The following is a 24,154-nucleotide window of genomic DNA, read 5'->3' as shown; positions in this document are numbered from 1 at the left end:
GCTCATCGCTTTTCGTGTCAGAGGCGGGCGCGGAGGTACTGCGCCGGCCAGTAGTCGATGTCGGCGCCCAGCTCGGCGGCGGCGCGCAGGCCGTAGTGCGGGTCGCGCAGCCACTCGCGGCCGGCCATGACCGCGTCGGCGAGGTCCTCGGCGAGCACGCGCTCGGCGTGGGCGGCGTCGTCGATCATGCCGACCGCGTTGACCGGAACGCCCGCCTCGCGCCGCACGCGCGCCGCGAGCTCGACCTGGTACCCCGGACCCGTCGTGAGCTTCTGGTGGGCGACGAGTCCGCCGCTGGAGATGTCGAAGAAGTCCGCGCCGCGCTCCGCGGCCCAGCGGGCGACCGTCGCGGTCTCGTCGGGGTTCCAGCCGCCGTCGGCCCAGTCGGTGGCGGAGAACCGCACGATGAGCGGCACGCCGGGGGCGGCCTCGGTCACCGCGTCCAGCACGCGCAGCAGCAGGCGCGCACGATTCTCAAGCGAACCGCCGTACTCGTCGTCGCGCAGGTTCGACAGCGGCGACAGGAACTGGTGCAGCAGGTACCCGTGGGCGCCGTGCAGCTCGAGCACCTGGAACCCGGCGGCGAGGGCGCGGCGCGCGGCCGCCGCGAAGTCCGCCACGATGCGGTCGATGCCCGAGAGATCGAGGGCGACGGGCTCGGCGTAGCCGTCGAACGCGACCGCCGACGGCGCGACGGTGGTCCACCCGCCCTCGCCCCTGGCGACGGAGCCGCGGCGGCCGGAGAACGGCGACCAGGTGGAGGCCTTTCGCCCGGCATGGGCGAGCTGCACGCCCGCGACCGCGCCGCGGCTGCGGATCGCGGCGACGATCGGCGCCCACGCGTCCTGCTGCGCGTCGTTCCACAGCCCGGTGTCCTCGGGTGAGATCCGGCCCTCGGGCGACACCGCCGTCGCCTCGGCCATGACCAGGCCCGCGCCACCCGACGCGAACTGCGCGAGGTGCGTGTGGTGCCACTCCTGCGGCACCCCGTCGACCGCGCTGTACTGGCACATCGGTGAGACCCAGAGGCGGTTGCGCACCGTGACGTCGCGCAGGGTGAGGGGGGTGAAGAGGCGGCTCATCGGGTCTCCGGATCGGATCGGGTGGGCGGTACTGTGGCCGCATGGTGAGGACGTGGACGCGCGCCGACGCCGCTCGCGCCCTGCGGAGGCCAACCGCCGACGACGACAAGTATTCCCGAGGCGTGCTCGGCATGCGGACGGGCTCCGAGGCCTATCCGGGGGCGGCGGTCCTCGGCGTCGAGGCCGCGTGGCGCACCGGCCTCGGCATGGTGCGCTACCTCGGACCCGACCGTCCGACGGGCCTGGTGCTGGCACGCCGGCCCGAGACGGTGACCGCCGACGGGCGCGTGCAGGCGTGGGTGATCGGATCGGGAACGGATGCCTCGGCTCGCACGCCGTCCGACACCGCAGCGCTGCGCGCGCTGCTCTCCGACACCGACCCGGTCGTCGTCGATGCCGGGGCGCTGGACCTCGCCGCAGAGGCCACGGCGCCCCGCATCCTCACACCGCACGACCGCGAGCACGCACGCCTGCGCTCGGCGCTCGGACTCGGGCACATGCCGTCGGATCGCGTCGCCGCCGCCCGCGAGACCGCCGAAGCCACCGGCGCCGTCGTCCTGCTCAAGGGCGGCGTCACCGTCGTCGTGGCGCCCGACGGATGGGCGGCGACGGTCGAGGCCGGCACGCCCTGGCTCGCCACCGCCGGGACGGGTGATGTGCTCGCCGGTGTGATCGGAGCCCTGGTCGCGGGAGCGATGGCGCTCGAAGGAAGAACGGTCCCCACGCCCTCTCCACACGGCGCTGGCGCGCCGCGCGGAGCCTCTGGGCGCGTGGGCCCAGCCGCGACCCTCGCCGAGCTCGCCGCATCGGGCGCGTGGCTGCACGGGCGGGCGGGGGCGATCGCCGCGCAGGGCGCGAGCATCGCGGGGGCATCGAGCTCCCCGCCGTTCGGCGATGGGCCGATCACGGCGCTGGATGTCGCGGACGCTCTGCCCCGCGCCGTCGCCGAGGCACTGAGCCGCTGACGGAAGGCCGCACTTCTCGTCCCTAGGATGAAGGGGTGTTGCGGCGGACGTGGGTGTGGATCGCGTTCGTCCTCGTCCATGCGGTGGTCATCTGGCTCGGCTTCTTCGACGACCACGCCGCCTCGTGGGACGTCGACCAGCTGTACCGCTGGTGGGCCGGACTCACGCTCGGGGGCGATGCCATGCCGGGCATCACCGAGGACTGGATCTATCCGCCGCTGGCGCACCTGCCGATCCTTCTCGTCGGGGCGTTCCGCGCGGTCGTCGACTACACCCTGGGCTGGGGGCTGCTCGTGACGGCGCTCGATGCCGCGGCCTTCGCGGTGCTCGTCGGCCGGGGACGCTCGCGCGGCCGCATGATCGCCGCGTGGTTCTGGCTGGCGGCGATCCTCGCGCTCGGCGGCGTGGGCATGTTCCGGCTCGACGGCGTGACGGTGCCGATCGCGGTCGCCGGTTCACTGTGGCTCGTCGGTCGACCGTGGCTGGGCTCGGTGCTCCTCGCTGTGGCCACCTGGATCAAGGTGTGGCCGGCGGCACTGCTCGCCGCGGCGGTCATCGCGGTGCGCCGCAGGCTCGCGGTCGTCGGCGGCGCGGCCGCCGTCTCTGCGGTCGTCGTGGGGGTCGTCCTGCTCGCCGGCGGCGGACCGCATCTGCTCGGCTTCGTGGGCGACCAGACCTCGCGGGGCCTCCAGATCGAAGCGCCGGTGAGCAGCGCGTACTTGCTGCTCGCCCTGGCGGATGTGCCCGGTGCGCGGATCTTCTACGACCCCGACCTGATCACTTTCCAGATCACCGGCCCGTCGGTCGACACCGTCATCATGCTGATGACCCCGGTCCTCATGCTCGGGATGCTCGCCATCGCGGTGATCGGTGCCGTCAAGGCCTGGCGGGGCGCGTCCTTCGTCGCGCTGTTCCCGCCGCTGGCGCTCGCGCTGGTGCTCGGCTTCATCGTCCTCAACAAAGTGGGGTCGCCGCAGTACATGACGTGGCTGATCGCGCCGGTCGTCGTGGGTCTCGCGATCGATCGGCACCGGTGGCTGCGCCCCGCCGTGCTCACGGTGCTGATCCTGGCCCTCACCCAGTGGCTCTTCCCGTTCGCCTACGACTGGCTTCTCGTGCTCTGGCCCGCGGCCGTCTTGCTCGTCGTGCTGCGCAACGTCATGCTCCTCGCGCTGTTCGCGTGGGTCGTGGTGCGTCTGGTGCGGCTCCCGGCGCGCCAGCCGGTGCGGCTGCGCGTGTCAGAGTAGACCTCGTCCCCCTCGAGACCCGGAGGTTCCCATGCTCGTCGCCTTCTCTGTCGCCCCCAGCGGAACCGGCCGCGCCGACGGTTCGGTGCACGACGCCGTGGCCGCCGCGGTGCGGGTCGTGCGCGACAGCGGTCTGCCGCACCGGACGACCTCGATGTTCACCGAGATCGAGGGGGAGTGGGACGAGGTCTTCGACGTCGTCAAGCGCGCGACCGACGCCGTCGCACCGTACGGCTCCCGGGTCTCGCTCGTGCTCAAGGCCGACATCCGCCCAGGCTACGCGGGCGAGCTCGACGGCAAGATCGAGCGCCTCGAGGCCGCGATCGACCGCCAGGAGGGCGACGCCGAAGCGGAGTGAGCTCTGCCTCCCGACGCGTTCATGATGCTGCGCGTCGACGGCTCCCCGAATCGATTCGACAGGATGCCGCGGCCGCCGCTAGCATGACGCCGTGACCTCCTCGAATCTGACGAGGGGGGCGGCGATGTGGGCGCTCCTTTCCCTCGCCGTCGGCAGCTTCGGCATCGGCATGACCGAGTTCGTCGTCATGGGCCTGCTGCCGAACATCGGCTCCGACCTGCTTCCGTCGCTCTGGCAGCTCCGCCAAGAGGACGCGATCTACCAGGCCGGCTGGCTCATCTCGCTCTACGCCCTCGGTGTCGTCGTCGGCGCTCCGACGATCGCCGGTGCGGTCGCGAAGTATCCGCGCCACCGCGTGATGATCGGGCTCGCGCTCGCCCTCACGGTCTTCAACGCGCTCACGTTCCTGGCGCCGACGTTCGAGTGGGTCGCGGCATCCCGGTTCCTCGCGGGACTCCCCCACGGCGCGTACTTCGGCATCGGGGCGCTCGTCGCCGCCGACGTCCTCGGGCCGGGCAAACGGGCGAAGGGCGTCGCGTTCGTGCTCACCGGCCTCACCGTCGCGAACGTCGTGGGTGTGCCGCTGGGCACCTACCTCGGCCAGCAGCTGGGATGGCGCGCGGCCTTCATTGTCGTGGCAGGTATTTTCGCGGCGGCCACGGTGCTGATCGCGTTCTTCGTGCCCGCGCATCCGGGGGATCCGTCCCGCACGCTGCGTGCGGAGCTCAAGGTGTTCCGCATCGGTCAGGTCTGGCTCGCGCTCGGCGTCGGCGCGATCGGCTTCGGCGGGTTCTTCGCCGTGTACAGCTACGTCGCGCCGCTGGTGACCGAGGTCGCGGGCTCGCCGGAGTGGGTCGTGCCGATCGTGCTCGTGCTCATCGGGCTCGGCATGACGATCGGCAACCTCGTCGGCGGCCACCTCGCCGATGTCGACCTGAAGCGGACGCTCATCGGGGGTCTCGTGGGGCTCGCGGCGGTGCTCGCGCTGCTCGCCCTGACCGCGCAGTGGATCTGGGCGCTCGCGTTCTTCGTGTTCGCGGTGGGGTTCGTGGCGTCGGCGCTGAGTCCCACGATCCAGACGCGGCTGATGGATGTCGCCGAGGACAACCAGTCGATCGCCGCGGCGCTGAACCACTCGGCGCTCAACATCGGCAACAGCCTGGGCGCCTTCCTCGGCGGCGTCGTCATCGCGGCCGGATGGGGCTTCGGCGCACCCGCGTGGGTGGGTGTGGGCCTTGCTCTCGCCGGGCTGGTGCTGGCGTCGGCGAGCCTGATGCTCGAGCGGCGCCGGGTGCCCGTCGCGGTCTGAGCTCCGCGCCGGGGGCTCCGGCGATGGATAGAGTGTGCGGATGCCGGAACCGACGTCGTCCGCCGACCGCGCCCTGCAGGCGCTGAGCGACTCGATCGGCGGCGCTCGCACGCGCCGCCCCGAGGACGCCACCGACCCGGCCATCCCCGTCGCCGCGACCGTCGTGCTGCTGCGCGACGGCGACGACGGGCTCGACGTGCTGATGATCGAGCGGCCGGACCGCGGATCGTTCGCGGGCGCCTGGGTGTTTCCCGGCGGCAAGCTCGAAGACGCCGACCGTGGCGAGGACGGCGAACCGGAGGAGGCCGTCGCCCGCCGCGCCGGCGTGCGCGAGACGCACGAGGAGACCGGACTCGCGCTCGACGCGGATGCGCTCGTGACGCTGTCGTGCTGGGACCCGCCACCGGGCCTCGCGCTGCGCATCCGCACGTGGTTCTTCGTCGCGCCGGCCGCGGCGGGCGCCCTCACGCTGTCGGCCGACGAGGCTGTCGCCGCCGACTGGCTGCGCCCCGCCGACGCGCTCGCGCGACACGGGCGCGGCGGGTTGACGCTGTATCCGCCGACGTGGGTGACCCTGCACGGCCTGGCCGCGCACACCGACGTCGAGTCCGTGGTCGGGGCAGCGCGCCTCGGCGGCGTCGAGCGTTTCGAGACGGTCGCGCGCCGCGGCGGCGAGGGCCCCATTCTCATGTGGCAGGGGGACGAGGAGTGGGAGGCGGACGCCGAGGGCGCAGCATCCGGGTCCCGTCATCGCCTCGAGATCGGCGCCCTGCCGTGGCGCTACGAACGCACGGACTGAGACCGGAGGGGTCAGGCTTCGAGCAGCCGTCGCAGGTGCGCCCCGACGGCGTTCGTCTCGATGAGGAATCCGTCGTGGCCGAAGTCGCTCGACAGCACAACGGCGCGATCGCCGTCGAGCGTGTTGCGGATGCCGCGTGCGATGCGGTGCTGACCGTCGATGGGGAAGAGCCGGTCGCTGTCGATGCCGAGCACCAGGGACTTGGCGGTGATGAGGGCGAGGGCGTCCTCGACGCCGCCGCGGTCGCGGCCGACGTCGTGCGAGTTCATCGCCTCGACGAGCGTGATGTACGAGTTCGCGTCGAAGCGGCGCGTGAACTTGTTGCCGTGGAAGTCGAGGTAGGACTCGACGGCGAAGCGGCCGCCGTGCCCGAGCGGGCTCACCCCGGACTGCCACGTGCGCTGGAAGCGCTGGTTGAGTTCGGTGGGGGAGCGGTAGTTGAGGAGCGCCATCCGCCGGGCGAGCGCGAGCCCGCGGTTCGGACCGTCGCCGTCGCCCGCGTCGTAGTACTCGCCGCCCTGGAACCGCGGATCGATGCGGATCGCCTCGAGCTGCACCGAGTTGAGCGCGACCTGGTCGGCGGTGTTCACCGGCGGCGACGACAGGATGCCGACCCGCTCGACGCGGTCGGGGAGCATGACCGACCACTCGAGCGCGTGCATGCCGCCCATCGATCCACCGACCACGGCGGCCCACACGTCGATGCCGAGCGCGTCGGCCAGGCGCACCTGGGCGGCGACCTGGTCGCGGATCGTCAGGTACGGGAAGCGCGACGCCCACTCGTAGCCGTCGGGACCGATGGATGCCGGACCCGTCGACCCCTGGCATCCGCCCAGCATGTTCGGCGCGACGACGAACCAGCGATCGGTGTCGATGGGAGCGCCGGGCCCGACGATGTCGTCCCACCAGCCGGATGTGGGATGCCCCGCCCCGGCCGGGCCGCGCACGTGGCTGTCGCCGGTGAGGGCGTGCAGCACGAGCACGGCGTTGTCGCGCGCGGCGTTGAGCTCGCCCCATGTCTCGTACGCGAGGCGGTACGCGGGAAGCTCGCGGCCGCCCTCGGTGCGGAACGCCCCGAACGCGGCGAAGTGGCGCTCGCCCACGGGATCGCCGTCGCGCCACGCGCCGGTCGCCGGAGGGCGGCCCAGCAGCAGGCGCGCGTCGGCCTCCGTCACGGGCGCGCTGGGCACCGTGTCTTCGGAGGTCTGCCAGTCCATCCGTCCATTCTCGCCTGAGCATGCGTGGTGGTGCCGTCTGTTACACCGCGACCGGTGGCGAGCGTCATCCGGCGTGCATACCCGCATGGCAGAATGCGCGCATGTCCACCGCTGAGCCCTTCATGCCCGCCCACGAGCCCCGCCCGGCGGTGCCGCCGCAGGAGCACGACCTCGATCACGACACCGACGTCATCTTCGACGAGGCCGATGACTCCGCAGCCGCGGGGGAGCCCTGGCACACCGAGGGCGCACCCACGCTGCCGCGTCCGGTTCCGGGCACGCACCTCACCGCGGAGGAGCTGGCGGCCGACTTCGCGGCGGACGAGCCCGACACCGATCAGGAATGAACGATGCCCCGGCCCGGCGCAGTGCGCCGGGCCGGGGCATCCGAGTCCCGAGGAGGGGGATCAGGCGCGAGCGGCCTCCGACACGCGGCGCGCCGCGGCGAGTGCCTGCTCGAGGTCGGCCTTGAGGTCGTCGATGTTCTCGAGACCCACCGAGAGGCGCACGAGGCCCGGCGTGACACCGGTCGTGAGCTGCTGTTCGGGCGTGAGCTGCGAGTGCGTCGTCGACGCGGGGTGGATGACGAGCGAGCGCACGTCGCCGATGTTGGCGAGGTGGCTGAAGAGCGTCAGCGAGTTGACGAACTCGCGGCCCGCCTCGACGCCGCCCTTGAGCTCGAACGACAGCACGGCGCCGACGCCCTTCGGGGCGTACGCGTTGGCGGCCGCGTACCACGGCGACGTCGGGAGGCCCGAGTAGTTCACCGAGGCGACGTCGGAGTGGTTCTCGAGCCACTCGGCGATCTCCTGCGCGTTCTGCACGTGACGCTCGACGCGCAGCGAGAGCGTCTCGATGCCCTGGATCAGCAGCCACGCGCTGTTCGGCGAGATGGCCGAGCCGAGGTCGCGGAGCAGCTGCACGCGCGCCTTGATGATGTAGGCGAGGCCGTCGCCGACCGCGGCCGTGTAGGACGCGCCGTGGTACGACGGGTCCGGAACCGTGAGGCCCGGGAACTTGTCGACGTTCTTCGACCACTCGAACGTGCCGCCGTCGACGATCACGCCGCCGATGGTGGTGCCGTGGCCGCCGAGGAACTTCGTGGCCGAGTGGACGATGATGTCGGCGCCGTGCTCGAACGGCTTGATGAGGTACGGGGTCGCGATCGTGTTGTCGACGATGAGCGGCACGCCGCTCTCGTGGGCGGCGTCGGCGACGCCGCGGATGTCGAGCACGTTGATCTTCGGGTTGCCGATGGTCTCGGCGAAGAACAGCTTGGTGTTCGGGCGGACCGCGCGGCGCCACTCCTCGAGGTCGTCCTGGTTCTCGACGAACGTGACCTCGATGCCGAGCTTGGCGAGCGTGTACTTGAAGAGGTTGTAGGTGCCGCCGTAGATCGAGCTCGACGACACGATGTGGTCGCCCGCCTCGGCGATGTTGAGCACCGCGAACGTCGCCGCGGCCTGGCCGCTCGCGAGCAGCAGGGCGCCGGTGCCCCCCTCGAGCGCGGCGAGGCGCTCCTCGACGACGGCCTGCGTGGGGTTCTGGATGCGCGTGTAGATGTTGCCGAACTCGGCGAGCGCGAAGAGGTTGGCGGCGTGGTCCGCGTTGTCGAAGACGTACGACGTGGTCTGGTAGATCGGCGTGGCGCGAGCCTTGGTCACCGGGTCGGGCTGGGCCCCCGAGTGGATCTGCTTGGTCTCGAAACGCCAGTTCTCGGGTGCGGACATGGCCTGCTCCTGCGGGATCGGATGCCGGGAGCGTGCCCCCCAGCCGGGTTCGAGAGTACGGAGAACCCGGGGTTGTCAACAACGTGGGGGAAATGTGACGTAACGCGGTCGGGCCCCGGAATCCCGGTCGAGGAGTGCCGCCGGGCGCGACGTGGGTAGCGTTGTGGTCATGGCGAACAGACGTGCAGTGGTGACCGGGGCGAGCTCGGGGATCGGCGAAGCGGCGGTGCGCGCGCTGCGGGCGACCGGATGGGACGTGGTCGGCGTCGCGCGACGCGCCGACCGGCTCGCCACCCTCGAGGCCGAGACGGGCGCCGTCGCCTTCGCGGCGGACCTCACGACCGACGCCGACGTCGAGGCGCTCGCCGCCTTCCTGGCGGACTCCGGCCCGGTGCACGCCCTCGTCCACGTCGCCGGCGGCGCACGCGGCACCGACCGCGTCGAGGACGGCCGCGTCGAGGACTGGCAGTGGATGTTCGACGTCAACGTGCTCTCGGCACAGCGGCTGGTCGCAGCGCTGCTGCCCCAGCTGCGCCGGGCTGCGGCATCCGACGGTCACGCCGACACGCTCTTCGTCACCTCCACCGCCGCGCAGACCGCGTACGCCGGCGGCGCCGGCTACAACGCCGCCAAAGCAGGTGAGGCGATGATCGCGCACGCGCTGCGGCTCGAGCTGAACGGCGAGCCGATCCGCGTGATCGAGGTGGCTCCGGGCATGGTGCACACGCCGGAGTTCACCCTCAACCGCCTCGGCGGCGACAGCGCGGCGGCCGAGCGCGTGTACGACGGCGTCGAGAACCCGCTGACCGCCGACGACGTGGCCGACGTCATCGCCTACGCGCTCAATGCGCCGGGCCACGTCAACCTCGACCTCATCACCATGCGCCCGGTCGCGCAGTCGGCGCAGTTCCTGCTCGCCCGCGGCCCCCTGCGCGCGCGCGGCACGGAGGAGCTGTGACCCTCGCCGACGGCACCGTCGTCACCTATCCGGCCGGCGCCACCTCCTCGCGCGGCACGGTCGTCCACGTCGCCGACACCGGCGACGGGCGAACGGCTGTCGTCCTCGACGAGACCGCGTTCCACCCGATCGACACCGCGTGGCCCGATCAGCCCGCCGACCGCGGCACGTTGGGCGTCGGCGGTGCCGAGGTCGTCGTGCTCGACGCCGTCGTCGGCGCGACCCAAGGCGAGACCTTGCTGCTCGGCCCCGCCGTTCCCGTGCGCACCGGCACCGAGGGCTGGACGTTCGTCGTCGCCCACCTCGTCGAGAACGGGGCCGCGGTCGTGCCGGGCGACACGGTGAACGTGACAGTGGATGCCGCCTACCGCGCCGCGCTCTCGGCAGGGCACACCGCCTGTCACCTGGCTTCTCTCGCGCTCGACGCGGCACTCGCCGACGCGTGGCGCAAGGAGGCGCCGACCGACGCGCTCGGCGCCCCGGCCTTCGACGCCCTCGCGATCCAGGAGTCGCGGATCCTGCCGGACGGCTCGCGCGACGTCTATCGCATCGGCAAGTCGCTCCGGCGCAAGGGGTTCGATCCCGACGCGCTCGCCGACCTCGACGCCCTCGCGGCACGGGTGGACGCGCAGCTCGCGGACTGGATCGCCGCGGGCGGCGCGGTGCGCATCGAGCGCGACGGCGACACGCTCGCCGATCGGCGCACGTGGGTGTGCGAGCTCCCGGGCGCCGAAGCGAGGATCCCCTGCGGCGGTACGCACGTCGACTCGCTCCACGAGCTGTCGGCGGCGACCGTGGCATTCACGTCCGCGCCCGTCGAAGGTGGCCTCGAGCTCGTCATGATCACCACGGCGGAGCGCGCCTGAGATGGCGATGACCCTGCCCGAGCTCGCCGACGCCGGACTCATCGACCCGGAGTGGTCGGCGGCGCTCGCACCCGTCGCTCCGGACATCGCCGCGCTCGGCGAGCGGCTCCGCGCCGAGGTCGCCGCCGGACGCCACTATCTGCCGGCCGGCGACCGCGTGCTGCGCGCGTTCCAGCGGCCGCTCCCCGACGTCAAGGTGCTCATCGTCGGGCAGGACCCGTACCCCACGCCGGGGCATCCGATCGGGCTGTCCTTCGCCGTCGACGCGCACGTCCGGCCGCTGCCGCGCAGCCTCGGCAACATCTACCAGGAGCTGGAGTCCGACCTGGGCATCCCGCGCGCCCCGCACGGCGACCTGTCGGCGTGGAGCGACCAGGGCGTCATGCTGCTGAACCGGGTGCTCACGGTCGCGCCGGGGGCGCCAGCATCCCATCGCGGCTGGGGCTGGGAGAAGGTGACCGAGCACGCCATCCGCACGCTCGTCGCGCGCGACAGGCCGCTCGTGGCGATCCTGTGGGGCCGGGATGCCGCGAACCTCCGACCGCTCCTCGGCGCCACGCCGATCATCGAATCGCCGCACCCGTCGCCACTGTCGGCGAGCCGCGGATTCTTCGGCTCACGACCGTTCTCGCGCGCCAATGAACTGCTCGCCCAGCAGGGCGCCGACCCCGTCGACTGGCGGCTGCCCGCGTAGAGTCGCCGGCCGACCCCAGACATCCAGGAGAAGCCATGCTCGAAGAGGAATACGACAAGGACCGCCGCAAGCTGCCGCGCCACCTGCAGCGGCAGCCCGAGCCCGAGCGCGGGTTCTCGTTCACGATCCGGCCCGTCGAGGATCGCGACATCCCCGACATCCGCGAGATCTACAACTACTACGTCACCAACTCGGTCGTGACCTTCGACGAGGACGTGTGGTCGGTGGCGCAGTGGCGCAAGAAGCGCGACGGCCTCGCGAAGCAGGGCCTCCCGTTCCTCGTGGCAGAGTCGCCGTCGGGCCAGATCCTCGGGTACGCGCTCGTGCAGCCGATGTCGAGCAAGTCCGCGTACCGGTTCTCGGTCGAGAACTCGATCTACCTCGGCCAGGCGGCGACCGGCAAGGGGCTCGGCCGCGCGTTGCTCGAAGCCCTCATCGAGGCGTGCGAGGCAGCCGGTATCCGGCAGATGGTCGCGGTGATCAGCGACAAGGGCGCCGAGGGGTCGGTCGCCCTGCACGAGAAGATGGGCTTCGTCGAGGTCGGCCGCATGGGCCGCGTCGGCTTCAAGTTCGGCCGGTGGCTCGGGACGATCTACATGCAGAAGGCGCTCAAGCCGGCGAAGAAGAAGGGTCTCTTCACGCGCTGAGCGTCAGCGGCCCGGCCGACCGGGGTCGGCGCTCTGCCGGCTCCAGTCGCGTACGGCGTCGACGAGTTCGCGCCAGGCGCCCACGACCTCGTCGTCGGGCAGTTCCGCCTCGAGGGGGCCGGCCCCCGACCACGTCGCGCGGATGAACCACACGAAACCGTCGGGCATCGGTTCGCGGCGCCGAGTCGCCGGGCGCGGGGGAGCGGCGGCGACCTCGTCCCCGGGGTCCTCGTCTGCGGCGCTGCCCGCCTCGCTCCACGGGCAGCGATCGATGAGGGTGATCCACTCGGATGCCTCCGCCTCGGGCGGCTGCGCCGACCACCGTCGCGTCATGCCGGCGATGCCGCCGGTGCGCGCGACGTCGACCTCGACCGCGGGCGGCCCCGCGGAAGATGCGGTCGGGTCAGGACTCGGCTTCTCGGTCATCCGCGATCACGCCGACGCCTGTCCACCCGGCGCGGACGGCGGCGACCTCCTCCGACTCCTCACCGTACTCCGCTGCCGCCGCGGCGAGGGTGGCGCGTGCGAAGGTGGTGAAGTCGGCCGTGGACGGGAGCGTCCCCGACGTCAGGGTGCGGTACCAGATGAGCCCGGCGCGCTCCCACGCATGGCCGCCGAGCGCCTTCGCCGTCAGGTAGAACGCGTGATTGGGGATGCCCGAGTTGATGTGCACTCCGCCGTTGTCGTCGCGGGTCTCGACGTAGTCACGCATGTGCGCGGGCTGCGGGTCCTTGCCGAGCACGTCGTCGTCGTACGCCGTGCCCGGGGCCTTGAGCGACCGCAGCGCGACGCCCTGCACGGCGTCGGTGAAGATCCCCTCGCCGATGAGCCACGTCGCCTCGTCGACGGTCTGCCCATCGCGGTGCTGCTCGGCCAGGGCGCCGAAGACGTCGGCGATCGACTCGTTGAGCGCGCCCGACTGGCCGCGGTACAGCAGGCCGCCCTCGTCTTCGATCACGCCGTGCGCGAGCTCGTGCGCGATCACGCTGAGCGACCGGGTGAACCCGCGGAACACCTCGTCGTCGCCGTCGCCGAACACCATGCGCTCGCCGTTCCAGAACGCGTTGTCGTAGTCGCGGCCGTAGTGGACGGTCGCCAGGAGCGAGCTGCCCGAGCCGTCGATGCTGTCGCGGGCGTAGGAGTCCCACCAGAAGTCGTACGTGGCGCCGAGCCCGTCGAACGCCTCGTCGACGGAGGCGTCGCCCGTCGCCTGGTCGTCCTCGCCGCGCACCCGGGTGCCTGGCAGCACTTCTCGGTGCTTCGCGTCGGAGATCTCGCGGTCGGGTGCGGGCGTCGCCTCGGCGACCAGCGTTCCCGGCTCCTGGATCGACAGGCGCAGGCGCGAGCGCACCGGACGGTACTCGCGCGGCGCCGCGAGGGTGCGGTGCGCCGCGTCGGCCGCACGAGCCCAGTTCTCCTCCTGCACGGCGGCGATGCGGGCGAGCAGGTACGGGGGGACGATTCCGGGGCTCGTGCTCATGCCCCGAACCTATCCGCGGCCGCCGACGTCCCGTGCCGCCTCGCCGCCGCTCCCACTGGTCAGGCGGCGCCGCCCTCGATCACGGGAATCGACGCGAGCAGCCGCCGCGTGTACGAGACCTGGGGCTGCAGCAGCACCTTCTCGGTCGGGCCCTCCTCGACGATGCGGCCGTCCTTCATGACGACGACCTCGTCGCACAGGTTCTGCACGACGCCGATGTCGTGCGACACCATCAGGAGCGTCAGGCCGTCGCGCACGCGCAGCTCGCCGAGCAGCTCGAGGATTTGCGCGCGGACCGTGACGTCGAGCGCCGACAGCGGCTCATCGCCCACCAGCAGGCGGGGGCGGTGCACGATCGCACGTGCGAGCGCGATGCGCTGCCGCTGGCCCCCCGAGAATTCGTGCGGGAAGCGGTCGGCCATGTTCGCCTCGAGACCGACGTCCTCGAGCACCTCGCGCACGCGGGCGCGGCGGTCGCCGTCGATCCCCAGCGCCCACAGCGGCTCGCCGACGATGCGCCCGACGCTCATGCGCGGGTCGAGCGACGCGTACGGGTCCTGGAACACGATCCCCGTCTGCTTGCGCAGCCAGTGCAGCGACCGTGCCGACGCGCTGGCGTCGACCGGTCGCCCGTCGAACTCGAGGGTGCCGGCGGAAGGCGTGTCGAGCGCCAGCAGCAGGCGGACGAGCGTCGACTTGCCGGAGCCCGACTCGCCGATGAGGCCGACCGCGGAGCCCTCGCGCACGTCGATGTCGGCGTCCTCGAGTCCCGTTGTGAACGCCTGCTTCTCGAACAGGTGCGTCTTCGGCGTGGGGTAGCGGCGGGTGAGCCCGCGGCCGCGGATCAGCACGCTCATTCCGCGCCCCCTGGCCGCCACAGCGTCGCCGTCGCGTCGCGCAGCAGCTCTTGAGTGACGATGGATGCCGGAGCCGACAGCAGCTGAGACACCGGGGCCTCCTCGACCACGCGCCCCTGCTCGAGCACCACGCCATGCGTCGCGATCTGCGACAGCACGGCGAGGTCGTGGGTGATGAAGACGAGGGACATGCCGTCGTCGCGCACGAGCGACAGCAGCAGCTCGAGGATCTCGGCCTGGATCGTCACGTCCAGGGCCGTCGTCGGCTCGTCGGCGATCAGCAGGCGGGGACGGCAGGCGAGCGCCATCGCGATGGCGACGCGCTGGCGCTGGCCGCCCGACAGCTGATGGGGATAGCGAGCCACGATCCGGTCCGGATCGGGGAGGGCGACACGGGATGCCTCCGCGACCGCGCGGGCGGCAGCATCCCGCTTCGAGAGCCCCTCGTGGATGCGGATCGACTCGGCGATCTGGCGTCCGACGGTGCGGATCGGGTTGAGCGCGGTGCGCGGCTCCTGGAAGACGATGCCGATCTCGTCGCCGCGGAGCGCGGCGAGCTCGCGGTCGGGCAGGCCCAGGATCTCGCGGCCGTGCCACCGGACGCTGCCCGATGCCGTCGCACCGTCGGGCAGGAGGCCCAGGATCGCGAGGGCGGTGAGTGACTTGCCCGACCCCGACTCGCCGATGAGTCCCACACGGGCGCCGTCGGGCACGGCGAACGACACGCCGTCCACGACACGGCGGTCGCCGATGTCGATCGTCAGGCCCTGCACCTCGAGGCTCACGAGACCACCTCCGGGATGTGCAGCCGTGCGCGCCGGGTCGCGAAGGGGCTGCGCGAGAGTGTCGGGTCGGTCGCCTCCCGCAGGGCGTCGCCGAGCAGGTTCAGCCCCAGCACGGTGATCGTGATGGCGAGGCCCGGCCACACCACCGACAGCGGGTGCACCCCGATGAACTGCTGCAGTTGCGCGAGGAGCAGACCCCAGGACGGCTCGGTCACCGGCGCACCGAATCCGAGGTACGACAGTCCGGCCTCCGCGAGCACCGCGACCGCCATGCCCCACGAGAGCTGCACGATGAACACCGGCGCGACGTTGGGGAGGAGGTGCCGCCAGAGGTTCTGGGCGGGCGTGAGGCCGGAGGCGCGTCCCGCCAGCACGAAGTCGCTCTGCAGCACCCGGCGCAGCTCCGGTCGTGTGACACGGGCGATGTTCACGCCGAAGCCGATGCCGACCGCCCAGATCACGACCCACAGCGACCCGCCCCACACCGCCGAGATCATCATCGCGATGATGAGCACCGGGAAGGCGATCAGGATGTCGACGAACACCGCCACCGATTCGCGCACCCAGCGAACAGTCAGGGCACCGAGGGCGGCGAACGAGATGCCGATCACGGTTGCGACCAGGCCGGCCCCGATCGCGACGAACACGGTGGTGCGGGCGCCCGCCATCAGGAGGCTCAGGATGTCGCGCCCCGATCCGTCGGTGCCGAGCAGGTGCGGCCAGCCCGGAAGGGCCCAGCGGTTGGCGATGTCGACCTTCTGCGGGTCGAACGGCGTCCAGAATCGCGCGACGATCGCGGTGATCCCGACGACGGCGACCACGATGAGGCCGAAGCGTCCCGTGGACAGCGCCCACAGCCGGCCGAGCCACGCCCAGCGCGAACGACGTCGCCGCGTGGTCGGCGCCGAGGGCGCAGCATCCGTCCCGTCCTCGCTCACGATGCCTCCCGCTGCCGCGGGTCGATGACCCGGTGCACGAGGTCGACGACGAAGCCGACGATGAGCACGAACCCGGTGAGGGCGAGCAGCTCGCCCTGTACCTTCGGCAGGTCGCGCGCGGCGACGTCGGCCACGAGCATGCGGCCGATGCCGGGGAGGGAGAAGAGCTGCTCGATGACGACGGCGCCGACGATGATGCCGGCGACCTGCAGACCCAGCACCGTGATGACCGACAGCCCGACGACGGGCAGGCCGTGGCGGAGGAGCGCCTGGTCGCGCGTGAGGCCCTTCGCGGCGGCGGTGCGCACGAAGTCCTGGCCCACTGCCTGCAGCGTGGCGCTGCGCACGAACCGCAGCAGCATGGCGCCCTCGACGATGCCGATCGTGAGGGCGGGGAGGATGAGCGCGCGCAGTGCCGCCCACGGGTCGCTCCACCCCGACCGCGGGAAGCCCTGCGCGGGCAGCCACCCCAGCCACACCGCGAAGACGACGACGAGCATCATGCCCGCCCACACCACGGGCACCGCGGCGAGGGTCTGCGCGCCCACACTGAGTCCCGTGCCCGAGGCGCGCCCGCGCCGCATGGCCGAGAGCACGCCGAGCGGCACGCTGATCACCACGGCGATGAGGAGGGACAGGATGCCGAGCGGCACGGTCACCTCCGCCTTCTGGGCGAGCTCGTCCACGACGCTCGTGCCCGTGAGAAGGGAGGTGCCGAGGTCGCCGCGGAACAGTCCGCCGATCCAGGTCAGGTACTGCTCCGGGAGCGGGCGGTCCAGGCCCAGCCGCTCCCGGATGGCGTCCTGCTGCTCGGGGGTGGACCCGACACCGGCGATGAGATGTGCAATGTCACCGGGGAGCACCCGGAGCGTGAGGAAGATCAGCACGCTGGCGACGAGAAGCCCGAGCAGGAGCAGGGCGAATCGGGTCAGCGTGTACCGGATCACCCGTTGCTCTTGGCGATCTCGGCGACGTTCAGGCGCTCGTTCACGTTGATCGAGGGCATACCGGCGATGTTAGTGCCGACGGCGACGACGGAGGCCCCGTTGTACAGCCAGTCGGCGGCGGCGTCCTCCGACACGATGCGGGCGGCCTGTTTCCGCAGGTCGGCGGCCTCGGATTCGTCGGTGGCGGCCAGCGACTGGGCGTACAGGTCCTGCACCTCGGGGTTGTCGTAGGTGAAGTAGTAGTCCGGGTTCGCCCAGTTCTCGAAGTCGCGGGCCTCGGTGTGCAGCACGAAGCTCAGGTCGTAGTCGTGGTTCGTGTAGACATCGGTGAGCCACGTGGTGAAGTCGACCGAGTCCACGTCGAGGGTGATGCCGACCTCGTCGAGGTCCGACACGAGGATCTGCGGGATCGTCGTCGAGTAGAAGCTCGGGATGGTCAGCGTGAGCTCGAGGTCGTCCTCGTAGCCGGCCTCCTTGAGGAGCTTCTTCGCGGCCTCCGGGTCGTACGGCGCGACGTCCGACAGGTCCTCGTAGCCGGGGTCGAGTTCGGGGATCGGACCGTACTGAGTCTGCCCCGATGCGAGGGCCTCGATGATGGCGTCGTGGTCGATCGCCTGACGGATCGCCTGGCGCACGCGCTTGTCGGCGAGCGGGCCGGTGGTCTGGTTGAACGCGAGCGTGCCCTTGTCGGTGGACTTCCCGAGCACGAGCGCGAAGTCGCCGTTCTGCTCGACCTGCTCCTTCAGGTTCGCGTCGAAGCCCGTCAGCACGTCGACCTCGCCCGCGAGCGCCGCGTTGAGGGCGGCCTGGTTGTCGGGGATGTACTCGAACACGACCTCGGCCGCGCCGGACGCGTCTCCCCAGTACGCGTCGTTGCGCTCGAAGGTGATGCTGTCGCCCTGGCGCCACTCGGTGAGCACGAACGGACCCGTGCCGTTCGCCTTGGTCTTGTAGTCGACGGTGTCGCCCTCCTTGAGGACGATGCCGGCGCGGCCGGTGAGATTCCACAGCAGGCTCGAGTCGGGCTCGCTGAGGGTGAGCGTGATGTCCTGCCCCTCGGCGGTGATCGAGGTGACGTCCGCCAGGCGCGCCGCGTCGCGCCACGCCGGCGTGTCGCGCCGAGTGGTGAGCGACCACACGACGTCCTGCGGAGTCAGCGCCTGGCCGTCGTGGAACGTCACGCCCTCGCGCAGCGTGAAGGTGTAGGTGAGGCCGTCGGGCGAGACGGTCCAGTCGCTCGCGAGCGCGGGGACGATGTCCTGCTCGGGTGTGCGGGCGACGAGGCCCTGGTAGATGTTGTCGACGAGGATCTGGTCCAGCGCCGACCCCGCGGTCTCGCGGATGTCGAGGTTGCCGGGCTCGAGCACCAGCCGGACCGCGACCGACGCGTCGGGGTCGGGCTCCCCGGGCGAGGTGGGCGCGGCGACGCCCCCGCCACCGCTGCAGGCGGTGAGGACGAGCAGACCGGCGGCCAGCAGCGAGGCTGCGGCGAGAGCGGTGCGACGGAGCATGTAGGTCCTTTCGGGGAGGGTCCCGTGTGTGCTGTGCGGGGCCCCGGGGCTGCCCAGGGGGTCGGGGCTGCCGCATGGGTATCAGCCTAGGGATATCGCCGAGGCGCGCGGCAACTCGGTACCCGGAACGCAACAGAAGTGTTAATGCTTCCCGACCGGCGCCGCAGCGGTCACGTGACGCCGGCCATCGCACGCAGGCGCGAGCCGAGTTCCCGTGGGATCTCCTCCTGCACGTTGTGCCCCGAGGGGACGACGGCGACGGATGCTGCGGGCACCCGTCGTGCGAACTCCGCGGCGTCGTCGTCCGTGACGTAGCCGCGCTCGCCGCGGAGCAGCGTCGTCGGGGCCGCGACGGCGGCGAGATCCTCCCAGCCGGACTCGCTGAGCACCGAGGCGACCGCGTCCTGCCCTTCAACAGGCTCAGCGTCCGGCTGCCCAGCCTGTCGAAGCGCCGGCGAGGCCGCCGCGGCGTGCGCGAGGCGGGCGAAGTGGTGCTTCCACTCGACTCTGCCGTCGGGGCGGATGCGGGAGTTGAAGTACACGCCTCGCTCGGCCTTGCGGCGGGTGCCGCCGCCGAGCCCGAAGGAGAGGGCGCGGTCGACGAGCTCGTCACGCGACGCCCAGTCGGCGGGGCCGGCGAAGAAGTCGCGGATCTGCTGCGCCCCGGCGTTCGGGTCGAGGCCCGGAGTGATGTCGATGACCACCAGCTCGCGCACGAGATCGGGTCGGGATGCCGCCACCGCGGCCGCGGTCAGCCCGCCGAGCGACTGCCCCACGAGGAGCTGCGGGTCGTCGGTCCAGGTGTCGATGCCGGCCGCGACGTCCGGCGCGAGCACCCGCGCGACGTAGGCCATGTCGTCGCGCCACGACGAATCGCCGTGGCCGGGCAGATCGATCGCGAGAGCGGGGAGCCCGAGCGCGAGGATCGTGGTGTCCCACGTGTGCGCGTTGAGGCCCGCGCCGTGGAGGAACGTCACCACGGGGACGGCGCCGGGGGAGTCCGCCGGGGTGTACCGCAGCGCGCTCAGGGTGCGTCCGTCGGCCAGCGTCAGCGACAGCCGCTCGCCCTGGGGGACGAGGGCCTGGATGCCGGCCTCCGCGGCCTGCTCGGGAAGGAACGAGAACTCGTCGATGGGGTCGCTCACCCGCTCATCATGCCCCACCCCGGCGACGCCCGGCCCGGCGCGAGCCGGCCCTGGGTAGTCTGGCGTCATGACGGCAGAACACCGCGTGCATCTCTCGCGAGCGGCGCGACCCGCCTATCAGGCGCTCTCGGCCTTCTCGAAGACCGTGGGCGGCATCGCCGCCGAGAACGGCATCGACGACCGGCTCAAGGAACTCGTGCAGATCCACGCGTCGCAGCGCAATGGCTGCGCCTACTGTGTGCGGGTGCACGTCGAGCGGGCGCTCGCCGCCGGGGTCACGGCGGACGACATCGCGCAGCTGCCGGTGTGGCGCGAGTCGGGCGTCTTCTCCGACCGTGAGAGGGCGGGCCTCGAGCTCGCCGAGGCGTATGTCTACATCCACGAGGACGGCATTCCCGACGACGTGTACAACCGCGTCGGAGGTGTGCTCAGCGAGAAGGAGTACGTCGCCCTCAGCTGGATCCTCGTCTCGATCAACGCGTTCAACCGGATCGCCATCGCGGGCCGGTACAGCACGCCGCCCCGCGACGACCTCGTCGGCGAAGACAAGGACGCCGCCGCGGGCGCCGCCTGGTGACCATCCCCACACCCCCTCTCGATCCGGCACCGGTCGACCCCGTCGTACCGGGGGCGGTCAACCTCCGCGACGTGGGCGGCCTGCGCGCGGGTGACGCGGCCACGCGGTTCGGCGTGCTGTTCCGCTCGGGCAACCTCGCCCGGTTGGACCCCGCAGGCACCCAGGCGCTCGCGGATCTTCACCTCCGCCGCATCATCGACCTCCGCGCCGACGACGAAGTCGCGCGCGAACCGAGCCGCATCGCCGGGCTCGACGTCGTGACGCAGCGTGTACCGCTGTTCCTCGGATCGGTGGAGTCCTTCTTCCGCGACGACATCAGCCTCGACGAGATGTACCGCAGACTCGTCGACGACTCCTCCGAGGGCGTCACCGCGGTGGTCCGCGGCATCCTCGCCGACCAGCCGGTGCTCGTGCACTGCACCGTCGGCAAGGACCGCACGGGCGTGACGATCGCGCTCACCCTCGCTGCGGCCGGCGTCGACCCCGACGCCGTGGTCGCCGACTACGCCCGCACCGAGGGTCTGCTCCCGCCCCAGCGCAATCGCAAGATCGTCGAGATGCTGCGTGCGATGCACCCCGACGCCGTCCACCTCGAGGACCTTGCGACCAGGTCGCCGGCGCCCGTCATGCGGGCTCTGCTCGATGATGTCGCGCGGCGGTACGGTTCCGCCGAGGAGTACCTGCGCGCGCACGGCTTGGCCGACGACGAGATCGCCGAGCTGCGCCGCGTGCTGCTGCACCGCGGCGCGTAGGGACGAGGCATCCGCTCTTCACGATCGGTAATGAGGTAAGGCAACCCTTCATCAGCGGTTATAGTGGAGGGGTCATGGTCCAGAACATCCAGCCTCAGAGTGCCGCGCACAACGCGTCGGCGTGCCGTGCGTCGCGTCACACGCGCGTGCAGCACCTGATCACGGCTGACGAATCGTCGCTGGCCGAGCTCGAGGCCGTGCTCGCGACCCTGCCGATCTGCTCGACGGGCCGCGTGTTCATCGAGATCCCGGATGCCTCGTGGCTGGCCGAGATCACCGCACCGAGCCGCATGATCGTCACCTGGCTGGACCGCTCGCAGCGGTCGGGTGCGCCTGGCACCGGCCGCGGCTGCGCGTCGGGCGAGGCGCTGACGCGTGCGGTCACCGCATGGGCCGACGAGATGCTGTGCGCCGACGACGACGAGACCCGCATCCACCTGCTGGGCGGCTACCTCGGCACCGCTGACATCGTCGACCACCTGGTCGAACTGGGCATCAGCGCGGACGCGATCCACACTCCCGCGCAGTACGGCCTCGCCACCGCGCGCTGAGTCGCCGCGCGGCGTCCACGCCGCGATGCGCGCTCCCTAGGTACTGCTCCGGTATTCACCTCATTGACGGGGCTCTGGGCCTCGGAGTTCGATGGGCGCGGGCGAGCTCGCTGCCCGCCCTGTCAACTGGAGGGGGCGCATCATGCGCAGGAAGATCATGCTGGGAATCGCGGTGGGAGCGGTGCTGGTGTTCGGCTCCGCGGGCGGAGCGTTCGCGGGAGAGTACAACGCCAACGGCCAGGCGACCGGCGCGCGGAGCAACGCGAACTCGCCGTGCGCGTTCTCCGGACTGGAGGATCACGAAACCGACGGCTCGGGTGTGACACCCGGGACCACACAGAACTGGGGCCAGTTCGACCAGGAGGTCCGCAAGGCCGTCAGCCTGCATGGCGGCGGCGCCTCCGAGGTCAACATCCCGGGCCTGGGGGAGTGGGGCTGCAACGGCCACACCCAAGGGCAGAAGTGATCTGCGGACGCGGCCGGGGCACCCGAGCCGCGTCCTTCGTTCTGTCGTCGTCTCGTGCGATCAGGCCGCGCCGCGCGGCACGTAGTTGCCGTCGGCGAGGCCTGCCTCGATCTCGAACCGGTTGCGCAGCGGGTTGCGGCCGGCCAGCAGGTACAGCAGGGGCATGAGCAGCCCGTAGCGCTGCCACTGCCGCTTGTGCACCGCTTCGTGCCGCAGCAGCCCGTCGGTGATGCGCCCGTCGCCGGTGAGGAAGCACGCGCCGACGCACGAGCCGCCGCGCGGGAACGTCCAGCGCGGCATCCCGCGGAACACCCACAGACCCTCGCGCTTCTCGACGCGCCCGGTGCTCCAGAGCGTGCCCCAGACCCATCCCACGGCGCAGCCGTACCAGTAGCCGACGCGGCTGATGGGCGAGTCCAGGAGGATCGCCGGGATGGCGTCGTCGATGCGGCGCCCCCTGATGACGGCGCGCTCCGCGGCGGCGCGCCACCCGGCGGGCGGCGTGGGGATGGGACTCACGCCAGCGCCCCGATCACGCGCAGGATCGCGCCCAGGTCGTCGGTCGCCGCCGCGAGCGAGGCGGGCGAGTAGCCGGCGAGGGATGCGCCCACCAGCGGCACCCGCTCGCGCAGGCGCGCGACCGCGACCGTCAGCTCCGCCACGGTGACGCCGAACGGTTCGGGGTGCGCGTTGCCGGCGATCTCGGCGGGGTCGAGGGCGTCGATGTCGATGTGGATGTACACGGCGTCGGCCCCGGTCGCGAGCACCGCGTCGGCGAGGGCGTCGGCGTCGCGCAGCGCGTCCACCGTGAGCGCCGCGATGCCGAGCTCCGCGACGACCTCGAGCTCGGGCTCGTCGAACGACCGCGCCCCGCCGACGATCACGCGCTCGGCGGCGATCGTGCCCGAGGGCAGAGCCAGGCCGGGGTCCCCGTCGCCGATCACGGCGCGCAGCGCCATGCCCGCGAAAGCGCCCGACGGCGACGATTCCGGCGAATTGAGGTCGGGGTGCGCGTCGATCCAGACCACCGCGAGCCCGGGGGAGCGGCGGGCGGCGTGAGCGATCGGCGCCAGCGCGATGCCGCAGTCGCCGCCGATCGTGAGCACCGGCTCGTCCGGCGCCGCGGCGTCGTGCGCGGCGAGCGCCTGCGCGACCATCCCGTGCACGCGCTGCAGGGCGCTGAGGCGATGGATGCCGGTGCCCAGCGATTCGCCCGCCTCCATGGGCACGTCGAGCACGGTGGTCGAAGCCCGGGGGAGGTCTCCCGCGATCGCCTGGGCGCCGTCGATGAGCTGCATCGCGCGGGAGGACGGGCTTCCCTGCCACTGCGGGACCACGAGGTAACGCGTCATCCCCTCATCTTCGCGCAGACCGGGGGTCGAGGCATCCGTCCTGCCGTCCGTTCGCTGGAGGCAGACGCGAGGGGCGCCGGATCCGTGCGGATCCGACGCCCCTCGACGACGAGAGGTGGGCTCAGTTCTCGATCGCGGCCTGCACCGGAGCGCCGGACTTGAGCGCGGCGAGGCGGGCCTCGACCTCGGTCAGCTCGCCGACGTCCTCGAGGGCGTTGAACTGCGCGTCGAGGGTCGACGCGGCCAGCTCCTGCTTGCCGGCGGCGAGGGCCTCCTGGCGGCGCACCTTGTCTTCGAAGCGGCCGAGCTCGCTGGTCGGGTCGAGCACGTCGATCGACTTGACGGCGTCGTGCACCTTGTTCTGGGCCTCGGCGGTCTTGGCACGGGCGAGGAGCTCGGAGCGCTTGGCCTTCAGCTGCTCCAGCTTCTGCTTCATGCCATTGAGGCCCTCCTTCAGCTTGTCGACGACCTCGTTCTGCGTCGCGATGGTGGGCGCGATCGCCTTGGCCTCGTTCTCCTCGCTGATCTGACGCTGCAGCGCGATCTTGGCGAGGTTGTCGAACTTGTCGGCGTCGGTGGTGTTGCCGGTCTTGCGCAGCTCGTCGGCCTTGCGGCTGGCGGCGAGGGCCTTGTTGCCCCACTCGGAGGCCGCCTGCACATCCTCCTGGTGGTCGCGCTCGAGCAGGCGCAGGTTGCCGATGGTCTCGGCGATGGCCGACTCGGCGTCGGCGATCGAGTTCGTGTAGTCGCGCACGAGCTGGTCGAGCATCTTCTGCGGGTCCTCAGCGGAGTCGAGGAGTGCGTTGATGTTCGCCTTCATGAGGGTCGAGATGCGACCGAAGATGGACTGCTTCGCCATCGGTTTTCCTTCCTATCGGACTTCAGGTCTGGGTCGGTGAGTCGGGTCTGGAGACGGATGCC

28 protein-coding genes are annotated in these 24,154 nt (G+C 71.8%); 14 read left to right on the top strand and 14 right to left on the bottom strand.

What is annotated here, in order from left to right:
- Nucleotides 1–17: 17 nt before the first annotated feature.
- A complete protein-coding gene (locus tag ACFC1K_RS08170) occupies nt 18–1,082 on the bottom strand; it encodes an NADH:flavin oxidoreductase/NADH oxidase (protein WP_310289467.1) in 1,065 nt (354 codons plus the stop codon).
- Between the two features lie 41 nt (nt 1,083–1,123).
- On the opposite strand from ACFC1K_RS08170, the gene ACFC1K_RS08165 reads away from it, so the two are divergent.
- From ACFC1K_RS08165 to ACFC1K_RS08145, 5 genes are all read left to right on the top strand, one after another.
- Complete coding sequence (locus ACFC1K_RS08165; RefSeq protein WP_310289468.1) at nt 1,124–2,047, top strand: ADP/ATP-dependent (S)-NAD(P)H-hydrate dehydratase; 924 nt, start codon at nt 1,124–1,126, stop codon at nt 2,045–2,047.
- Between the two features lie 35 nt (nt 2,048–2,082).
- Nucleotides 2,083–3,294, top strand: coding sequence for a glycosyltransferase 87 family protein (locus ACFC1K_RS08160; protein ID WP_375871218.1), 1,212 nt, complete (start codon nt 2,083–2,085; stop codon nt 3,292–3,294).
- Nucleotides 3,295–3,325: 31 nt separating this feature from the next.
- Complete coding sequence (locus ACFC1K_RS08155; protein WP_310289471.1) at nt 3,326–3,652, top strand: thiamine-binding protein; 327 nt, start codon at nt 3,326–3,328, stop codon at nt 3,650–3,652.
- 124 nt (nt 3,653–3,776) lie between these two features.
- The gene (locus ACFC1K_RS08150; RefSeq protein WP_375871802.1) at nt 3,777–4,961 is read left to right on the top strand and encodes an MFS transporter; all 1,185 of its coding nucleotides are present in this window, start codon (nt 3,777–3,779) and stop codon (nt 4,959–4,961) included.
- A gap of 40 nt (nt 4,962–5,001) precedes the next feature.
- Nucleotides 5,002–5,760 carry an NUDIX domain-containing protein gene (locus tag ACFC1K_RS08145; protein WP_375871217.1) on the top strand — a complete coding sequence of 253 codons (759 nt, stop codon included), beginning with the start codon at nt 5,002–5,004 and terminating at the stop codon, nt 5,758–5,760.
- 11 nt (nt 5,761–5,771) lie between these two features.
- Here the strand turns inward: ACFC1K_RS08145 and ACFC1K_RS08140 are convergent, their stop codons facing one another.
- Nucleotides 5,772–6,977: a homoserine O-acetyltransferase gene (locus ACFC1K_RS08140; protein ID WP_375871216.1), complete on the bottom strand. Its 1,206-nt coding sequence runs from the start codon at nt 6,975–6,977 to the stop codon at nt 5,772–5,774.
- A 101-nt stretch (nt 6,978–7,078) separates the two neighbouring features.
- Here ACFC1K_RS08140 and ACFC1K_RS08135 point away from each other — a divergent pair, with 101 nt between their 5' ends.
- Nucleotides 7,079–7,324, top strand: coding sequence for a hypothetical protein (locus ACFC1K_RS08135; RefSeq protein WP_375871215.1), 246 nt, complete (start codon nt 7,079–7,081; stop codon nt 7,322–7,324).
- A 60-nt stretch (nt 7,325–7,384) separates the two neighbouring features.
- On the opposite strand, the gene ACFC1K_RS08130 is transcribed toward ACFC1K_RS08135, so the two are convergent.
- Nucleotides 7,385–8,707: a bifunctional o-acetylhomoserine/o-acetylserine sulfhydrylase gene (locus ACFC1K_RS08130; protein ID WP_375871214.1), complete on the bottom strand. Its 1,323-nt coding sequence runs from the start codon at nt 8,705–8,707 to the stop codon at nt 7,385–7,387.
- A gap of 169 nt (nt 8,708–8,876) precedes the next feature.
- Here ACFC1K_RS08130 and ACFC1K_RS08125 point away from each other — a divergent pair, with 169 nt between their 5' ends.
- Genes ACFC1K_RS08125 through ACFC1K_RS08110 form a run of 4 tightly spaced genes read left to right on the top strand, consistent with a single transcriptional unit; the run spans nt 8,877 to nt 11,872 of the window.
- On the top strand, nt 8,877–9,665 hold the full coding sequence (locus tag ACFC1K_RS08125; RefSeq protein WP_375871213.1) for an SDR family oxidoreductase: 789 nt from the start codon (nt 8,877–8,879) through the stop codon (nt 9,663–9,665).
- Nucleotides 9,662–10,531: a metal-dependent hydrolase gene (locus ACFC1K_RS08120; protein ID WP_375871212.1), complete on the top strand. Its 870-nt coding sequence runs from the start codon at nt 9,662–9,664 to the stop codon at nt 10,529–10,531. The genes ACFC1K_RS08125 and ACFC1K_RS08120 overlap by 4 nt, the downstream gene beginning before the upstream one ends.
- 1 nt (nt 10,532) lies before the next feature.
- Nucleotides 10,533–11,225 carry a uracil-DNA glycosylase gene (locus ACFC1K_RS08115; protein ID WP_375871211.1) on the top strand — a complete coding sequence of 231 codons (693 nt, stop codon included), beginning with the start codon at nt 10,533–10,535 and terminating at the stop codon, nt 11,223–11,225.
- A 35-nt stretch (nt 11,226–11,260) separates the two neighbouring features.
- Entirely contained in the window at nt 11,261–11,872 is a 612-nt protein-coding gene (locus ACFC1K_RS08110) for a GNAT family N-acetyltransferase (protein ID WP_375871210.1), read from the top strand.
- Between the two features lie 3 nt (nt 11,873–11,875).
- On the opposite strand, the gene ACFC1K_RS08105 is transcribed toward ACFC1K_RS08110, so the two are convergent.
- The 8 genes from ACFC1K_RS08105 to ACFC1K_RS08070 form a co-directional block, all read right to left on the bottom strand.
- Complete coding sequence (locus tag ACFC1K_RS08105; RefSeq protein WP_375871209.1) at nt 11,876–12,298, bottom strand: hypothetical protein; 423 nt, start codon at nt 12,296–12,298, stop codon at nt 11,876–11,878.
- Nucleotides 12,276–13,352, bottom strand: a complete 1,077-nt coding sequence (locus tag ACFC1K_RS08100; protein WP_375871208.1) for a M4 family metallopeptidase — start codon at nt 13,350–13,352, stop codon at nt 12,276–12,278. The genes ACFC1K_RS08105 and ACFC1K_RS08100 overlap by 23 nt, the downstream gene beginning before the upstream one ends.
- A gap of 59 nt (nt 13,353–13,411) precedes the next feature.
- Nucleotides 13,412–14,209, bottom strand: coding sequence for an ABC transporter ATP-binding protein (locus ACFC1K_RS08095; protein WP_375871207.1), 798 nt, complete (start codon nt 14,207–14,209; stop codon nt 13,412–13,414).
- Nucleotides 14,206–14,994 carry an ATP-binding cassette domain-containing protein gene (locus ACFC1K_RS08090; protein WP_375871206.1) on the bottom strand — a complete coding sequence of 263 codons (789 nt, stop codon included), beginning with the start codon at nt 14,992–14,994 and terminating at the stop codon, nt 14,206–14,208. The genes ACFC1K_RS08095 and ACFC1K_RS08090 overlap by 4 nt, the downstream gene beginning before the upstream one ends.
- Nucleotides 14,991–15,851 carry an ABC transporter permease gene (locus ACFC1K_RS08085; protein WP_375871801.1) on the bottom strand — a complete coding sequence of 287 codons (861 nt, stop codon included), beginning with the start codon at nt 15,849–15,851 and terminating at the stop codon, nt 14,991–14,993. The genes ACFC1K_RS08090 and ACFC1K_RS08085 overlap by 4 nt, the downstream gene beginning before the upstream one ends.
- Before the next feature lie 77 nt (nt 15,852–15,928).
- Nucleotides 15,929–16,879 carry an ABC transporter permease gene (locus tag ACFC1K_RS08080; protein WP_310289490.1) on the bottom strand — a complete coding sequence of 317 codons (951 nt, stop codon included), beginning with the start codon at nt 16,877–16,879 and terminating at the stop codon, nt 15,929–15,931.
- Nucleotides 16,876–18,390 (bottom strand): ABC transporter substrate-binding protein, encoded by a 1,515-nt coding sequence (locus ACFC1K_RS08075; protein ID WP_375871205.1) that lies wholly within the window; start codon nt 18,388–18,390, stop codon nt 16,876–16,878. The genes ACFC1K_RS08080 and ACFC1K_RS08075 overlap by 4 nt, the downstream gene beginning before the upstream one ends.
- Nucleotides 18,391–18,560: 170 nt before the next feature.
- Nucleotides 18,561–19,535 carry an alpha/beta fold hydrolase gene (locus ACFC1K_RS08070; RefSeq protein ID WP_375871204.1) on the bottom strand — a complete coding sequence of 325 codons (975 nt, stop codon included), beginning with the start codon at nt 19,533–19,535 and terminating at the stop codon, nt 18,561–18,563.
- 67 nt (nt 19,536–19,602) lie between these two features.
- Here ACFC1K_RS08070 and ACFC1K_RS08065 point away from each other — a divergent pair, with 67 nt between their 5' ends.
- The 4 genes from ACFC1K_RS08065 to ACFC1K_RS08050 all read left to right on the top strand — a co-directional run bounded on the left by ACFC1K_RS08065 (nt 19,603) and on the right by ACFC1K_RS08050 (nt 21,881).
- On the top strand, nt 19,603–20,112 hold the full coding sequence (locus tag ACFC1K_RS08065) for a carboxymuconolactone decarboxylase family protein (protein WP_310289493.1): 510 nt from the start codon (nt 19,603–19,605) through the stop codon (nt 20,110–20,112).
- A complete protein-coding gene (locus tag ACFC1K_RS08060) occupies nt 20,109–20,864 on the top strand; it encodes a tyrosine-protein phosphatase (protein ID WP_375871203.1) in 756 nt (251 codons plus the stop codon). The genes ACFC1K_RS08065 and ACFC1K_RS08060 overlap by 4 nt, the downstream gene beginning before the upstream one ends.
- Nucleotides 20,865–20,938: 74 nt before the next feature.
- Nucleotides 20,939–21,415 carry an SIP domain-containing protein gene (locus ACFC1K_RS08055; RefSeq protein ID WP_375871202.1) on the top strand — a complete coding sequence of 159 codons (477 nt, stop codon included), beginning with the start codon at nt 20,939–20,941 and terminating at the stop codon, nt 21,413–21,415.
- Between the two features lie 142 nt (nt 21,416–21,557).
- On the top strand, nt 21,558–21,881 hold the full coding sequence (locus tag ACFC1K_RS08050; protein WP_375871201.1) for a hypothetical protein: 324 nt from the start codon (nt 21,558–21,560) through the stop codon (nt 21,879–21,881).
- A gap of 60 nt (nt 21,882–21,941) precedes the next feature.
- Here the strand turns inward: ACFC1K_RS08050 and ACFC1K_RS08045 are convergent, their stop codons facing one another.
- The 3 genes from ACFC1K_RS08045 to ACFC1K_RS08035 form a co-directional block, all read right to left on the bottom strand.
- Complete coding sequence (locus ACFC1K_RS08045; RefSeq protein WP_375871200.1) at nt 21,942–22,400, bottom strand: Fe-S oxidoreductase; 459 nt, start codon at nt 22,398–22,400, stop codon at nt 21,942–21,944.
- Nucleotides 22,397–23,233: an arginase family protein gene (locus ACFC1K_RS08040; RefSeq protein WP_375871199.1), complete on the bottom strand. Its 837-nt coding sequence runs from the start codon at nt 23,231–23,233 to the stop codon at nt 22,397–22,399. The genes ACFC1K_RS08045 and ACFC1K_RS08040 overlap by 4 nt, the downstream gene beginning before the upstream one ends.
- 121 nt (nt 23,234–23,354) lie before the next feature.
- Nucleotides 23,355–24,092: a PspA/IM30 family protein gene (locus ACFC1K_RS08035; protein WP_310289500.1), complete on the bottom strand. Its 738-nt coding sequence runs from the start codon at nt 24,090–24,092 to the stop codon at nt 23,355–23,357.
- Between the last annotated feature and the right edge of the window lie 62 nt (nt 24,093–24,154).

It is taken from the genome of Microbacterium sp. NPDC056057, assembly GCF_042266945.1.
Taxonomy (GTDB): domain Bacteria; phylum Actinomycetota; class Actinomycetes; order Actinomycetales; family Microbacteriaceae; genus Microbacterium; species Microbacterium trichothecenolyticum_C.
The sequence above is the reverse complement of the archived record's forward strand: the minus strand, read 5'-3'. Positions and strand labels throughout refer to the sequence as shown.

Bases quoted from the DNA above. Each gene is read 5' to 3' on its own strand.
- ACFC1K_RS08145 (WP_375871217.1), top strand. From the start codon at position 5,002: ATGCCGGAACCGACGTCGTCCGCCGACCGCGCCCTGCAGGCGCTGAGC.
- ACFC1K_RS08155 (WP_310289471.1), top strand. From the start codon at position 3,326: ATGCTCGTCGCCTTCTCTGTCGCCCCCAGCGGAACCGGCCGCGCCGAC.
- ACFC1K_RS08065 (WP_310289493.1), top strand. From the start codon at position 19,603: ATGACGGCAGAACACCGCGTGCATCTCTCGCGAGCGGCGCGACCCGCC.
- ACFC1K_RS08140 (WP_375871216.1), bottom strand. From the start codon at position 6,977: ATGGACTGGCAGACCTCCGAAGACACGGTGCCCAGCGCGCCCGTGACG.
- ACFC1K_RS08055 (WP_375871202.1), top strand. From the start codon at position 20,939: ATGGTCCAGAACATCCAGCCTCAGAGTGCCGCGCACAACGCGTCGGCG.
- ACFC1K_RS08075 (WP_375871205.1), bottom strand. From the start codon at position 18,390: ATGCTCCGTCGCACCGCTCTCGCCGCAGCCTCGCTGCTGGCCGCCGGT.
- ACFC1K_RS08110 (WP_375871210.1), top strand. From the start codon at position 11,261: ATGCTCGAAGAGGAATACGACAAGGACCGCCGCAAGCTGCCGCGCCAC.
- ACFC1K_RS08170 (WP_310289467.1), bottom strand. From the start codon at position 1,082: ATGAGCCGCCTCTTCACCCCCCTCACCCTGCGCGACGTCACGGTGCGC.
- ACFC1K_RS08035 (WP_310289500.1), bottom strand. From the start codon at position 24,092: ATGGCGAAGCAGTCCATCTTCGGTCGCATCTCGACCCTCATGAAGGCG.
- ACFC1K_RS08040 (WP_375871199.1), bottom strand. From the start codon at position 23,233: ATGACGCGTTACCTCGTGGTCCCGCAGTGGCAGGGAAGCCCGTCCTCC.
- ACFC1K_RS08135 (WP_375871215.1), top strand. From the start codon at position 7,079: ATGTCCACCGCTGAGCCCTTCATGCCCGCCCACGAGCCCCGCCCGGCG.
- ACFC1K_RS08125 (WP_375871213.1), top strand. From the start codon at position 8,877: ATGGCGAACAGACGTGCAGTGGTGACCGGGGCGAGCTCGGGGATCGGC.
- ACFC1K_RS08165 (WP_310289468.1), top strand. From the start codon at position 1,124: ATGGTGAGGACGTGGACGCGCGCCGACGCCGCTCGCGCCCTGCGGAGG.
- ACFC1K_RS08115 (WP_375871211.1), top strand. From the start codon at position 10,533: ATGGCGATGACCCTGCCCGAGCTCGCCGACGCCGGACTCATCGACCCG.
- ACFC1K_RS08050 (WP_375871201.1), top strand. From the start codon at position 21,558: ATGCGCAGGAAGATCATGCTGGGAATCGCGGTGGGAGCGGTGCTGGTG.
- ACFC1K_RS08095 (WP_375871207.1), bottom strand. From the start codon at position 14,209: ATGAGCGTGCTGATCCGCGGCCGCGGGCTCACCCGCCGCTACCCCACG.
- ACFC1K_RS08100 (WP_375871208.1), bottom strand. From the start codon at position 13,352: ATGAGCACGAGCCCCGGAATCGTCCCCCCGTACCTGCTCGCCCGCATC.
- ACFC1K_RS08130 (WP_375871214.1), bottom strand. From the start codon at position 8,707: ATGTCCGCACCCGAGAACTGGCGTTTCGAGACCAAGCAGATCCACTCG.
- ACFC1K_RS08105 (WP_375871209.1), bottom strand. From the start codon at position 12,298: ATGACCGAGAAGCCGAGTCCTGACCCGACCGCATCTTCCGCGGGGCCG.
- ACFC1K_RS08150 (WP_375871802.1), top strand. From the start codon at position 3,777: ATGTGGGCGCTCCTTTCCCTCGCCGTCGGCAGCTTCGGCATCGGCATG.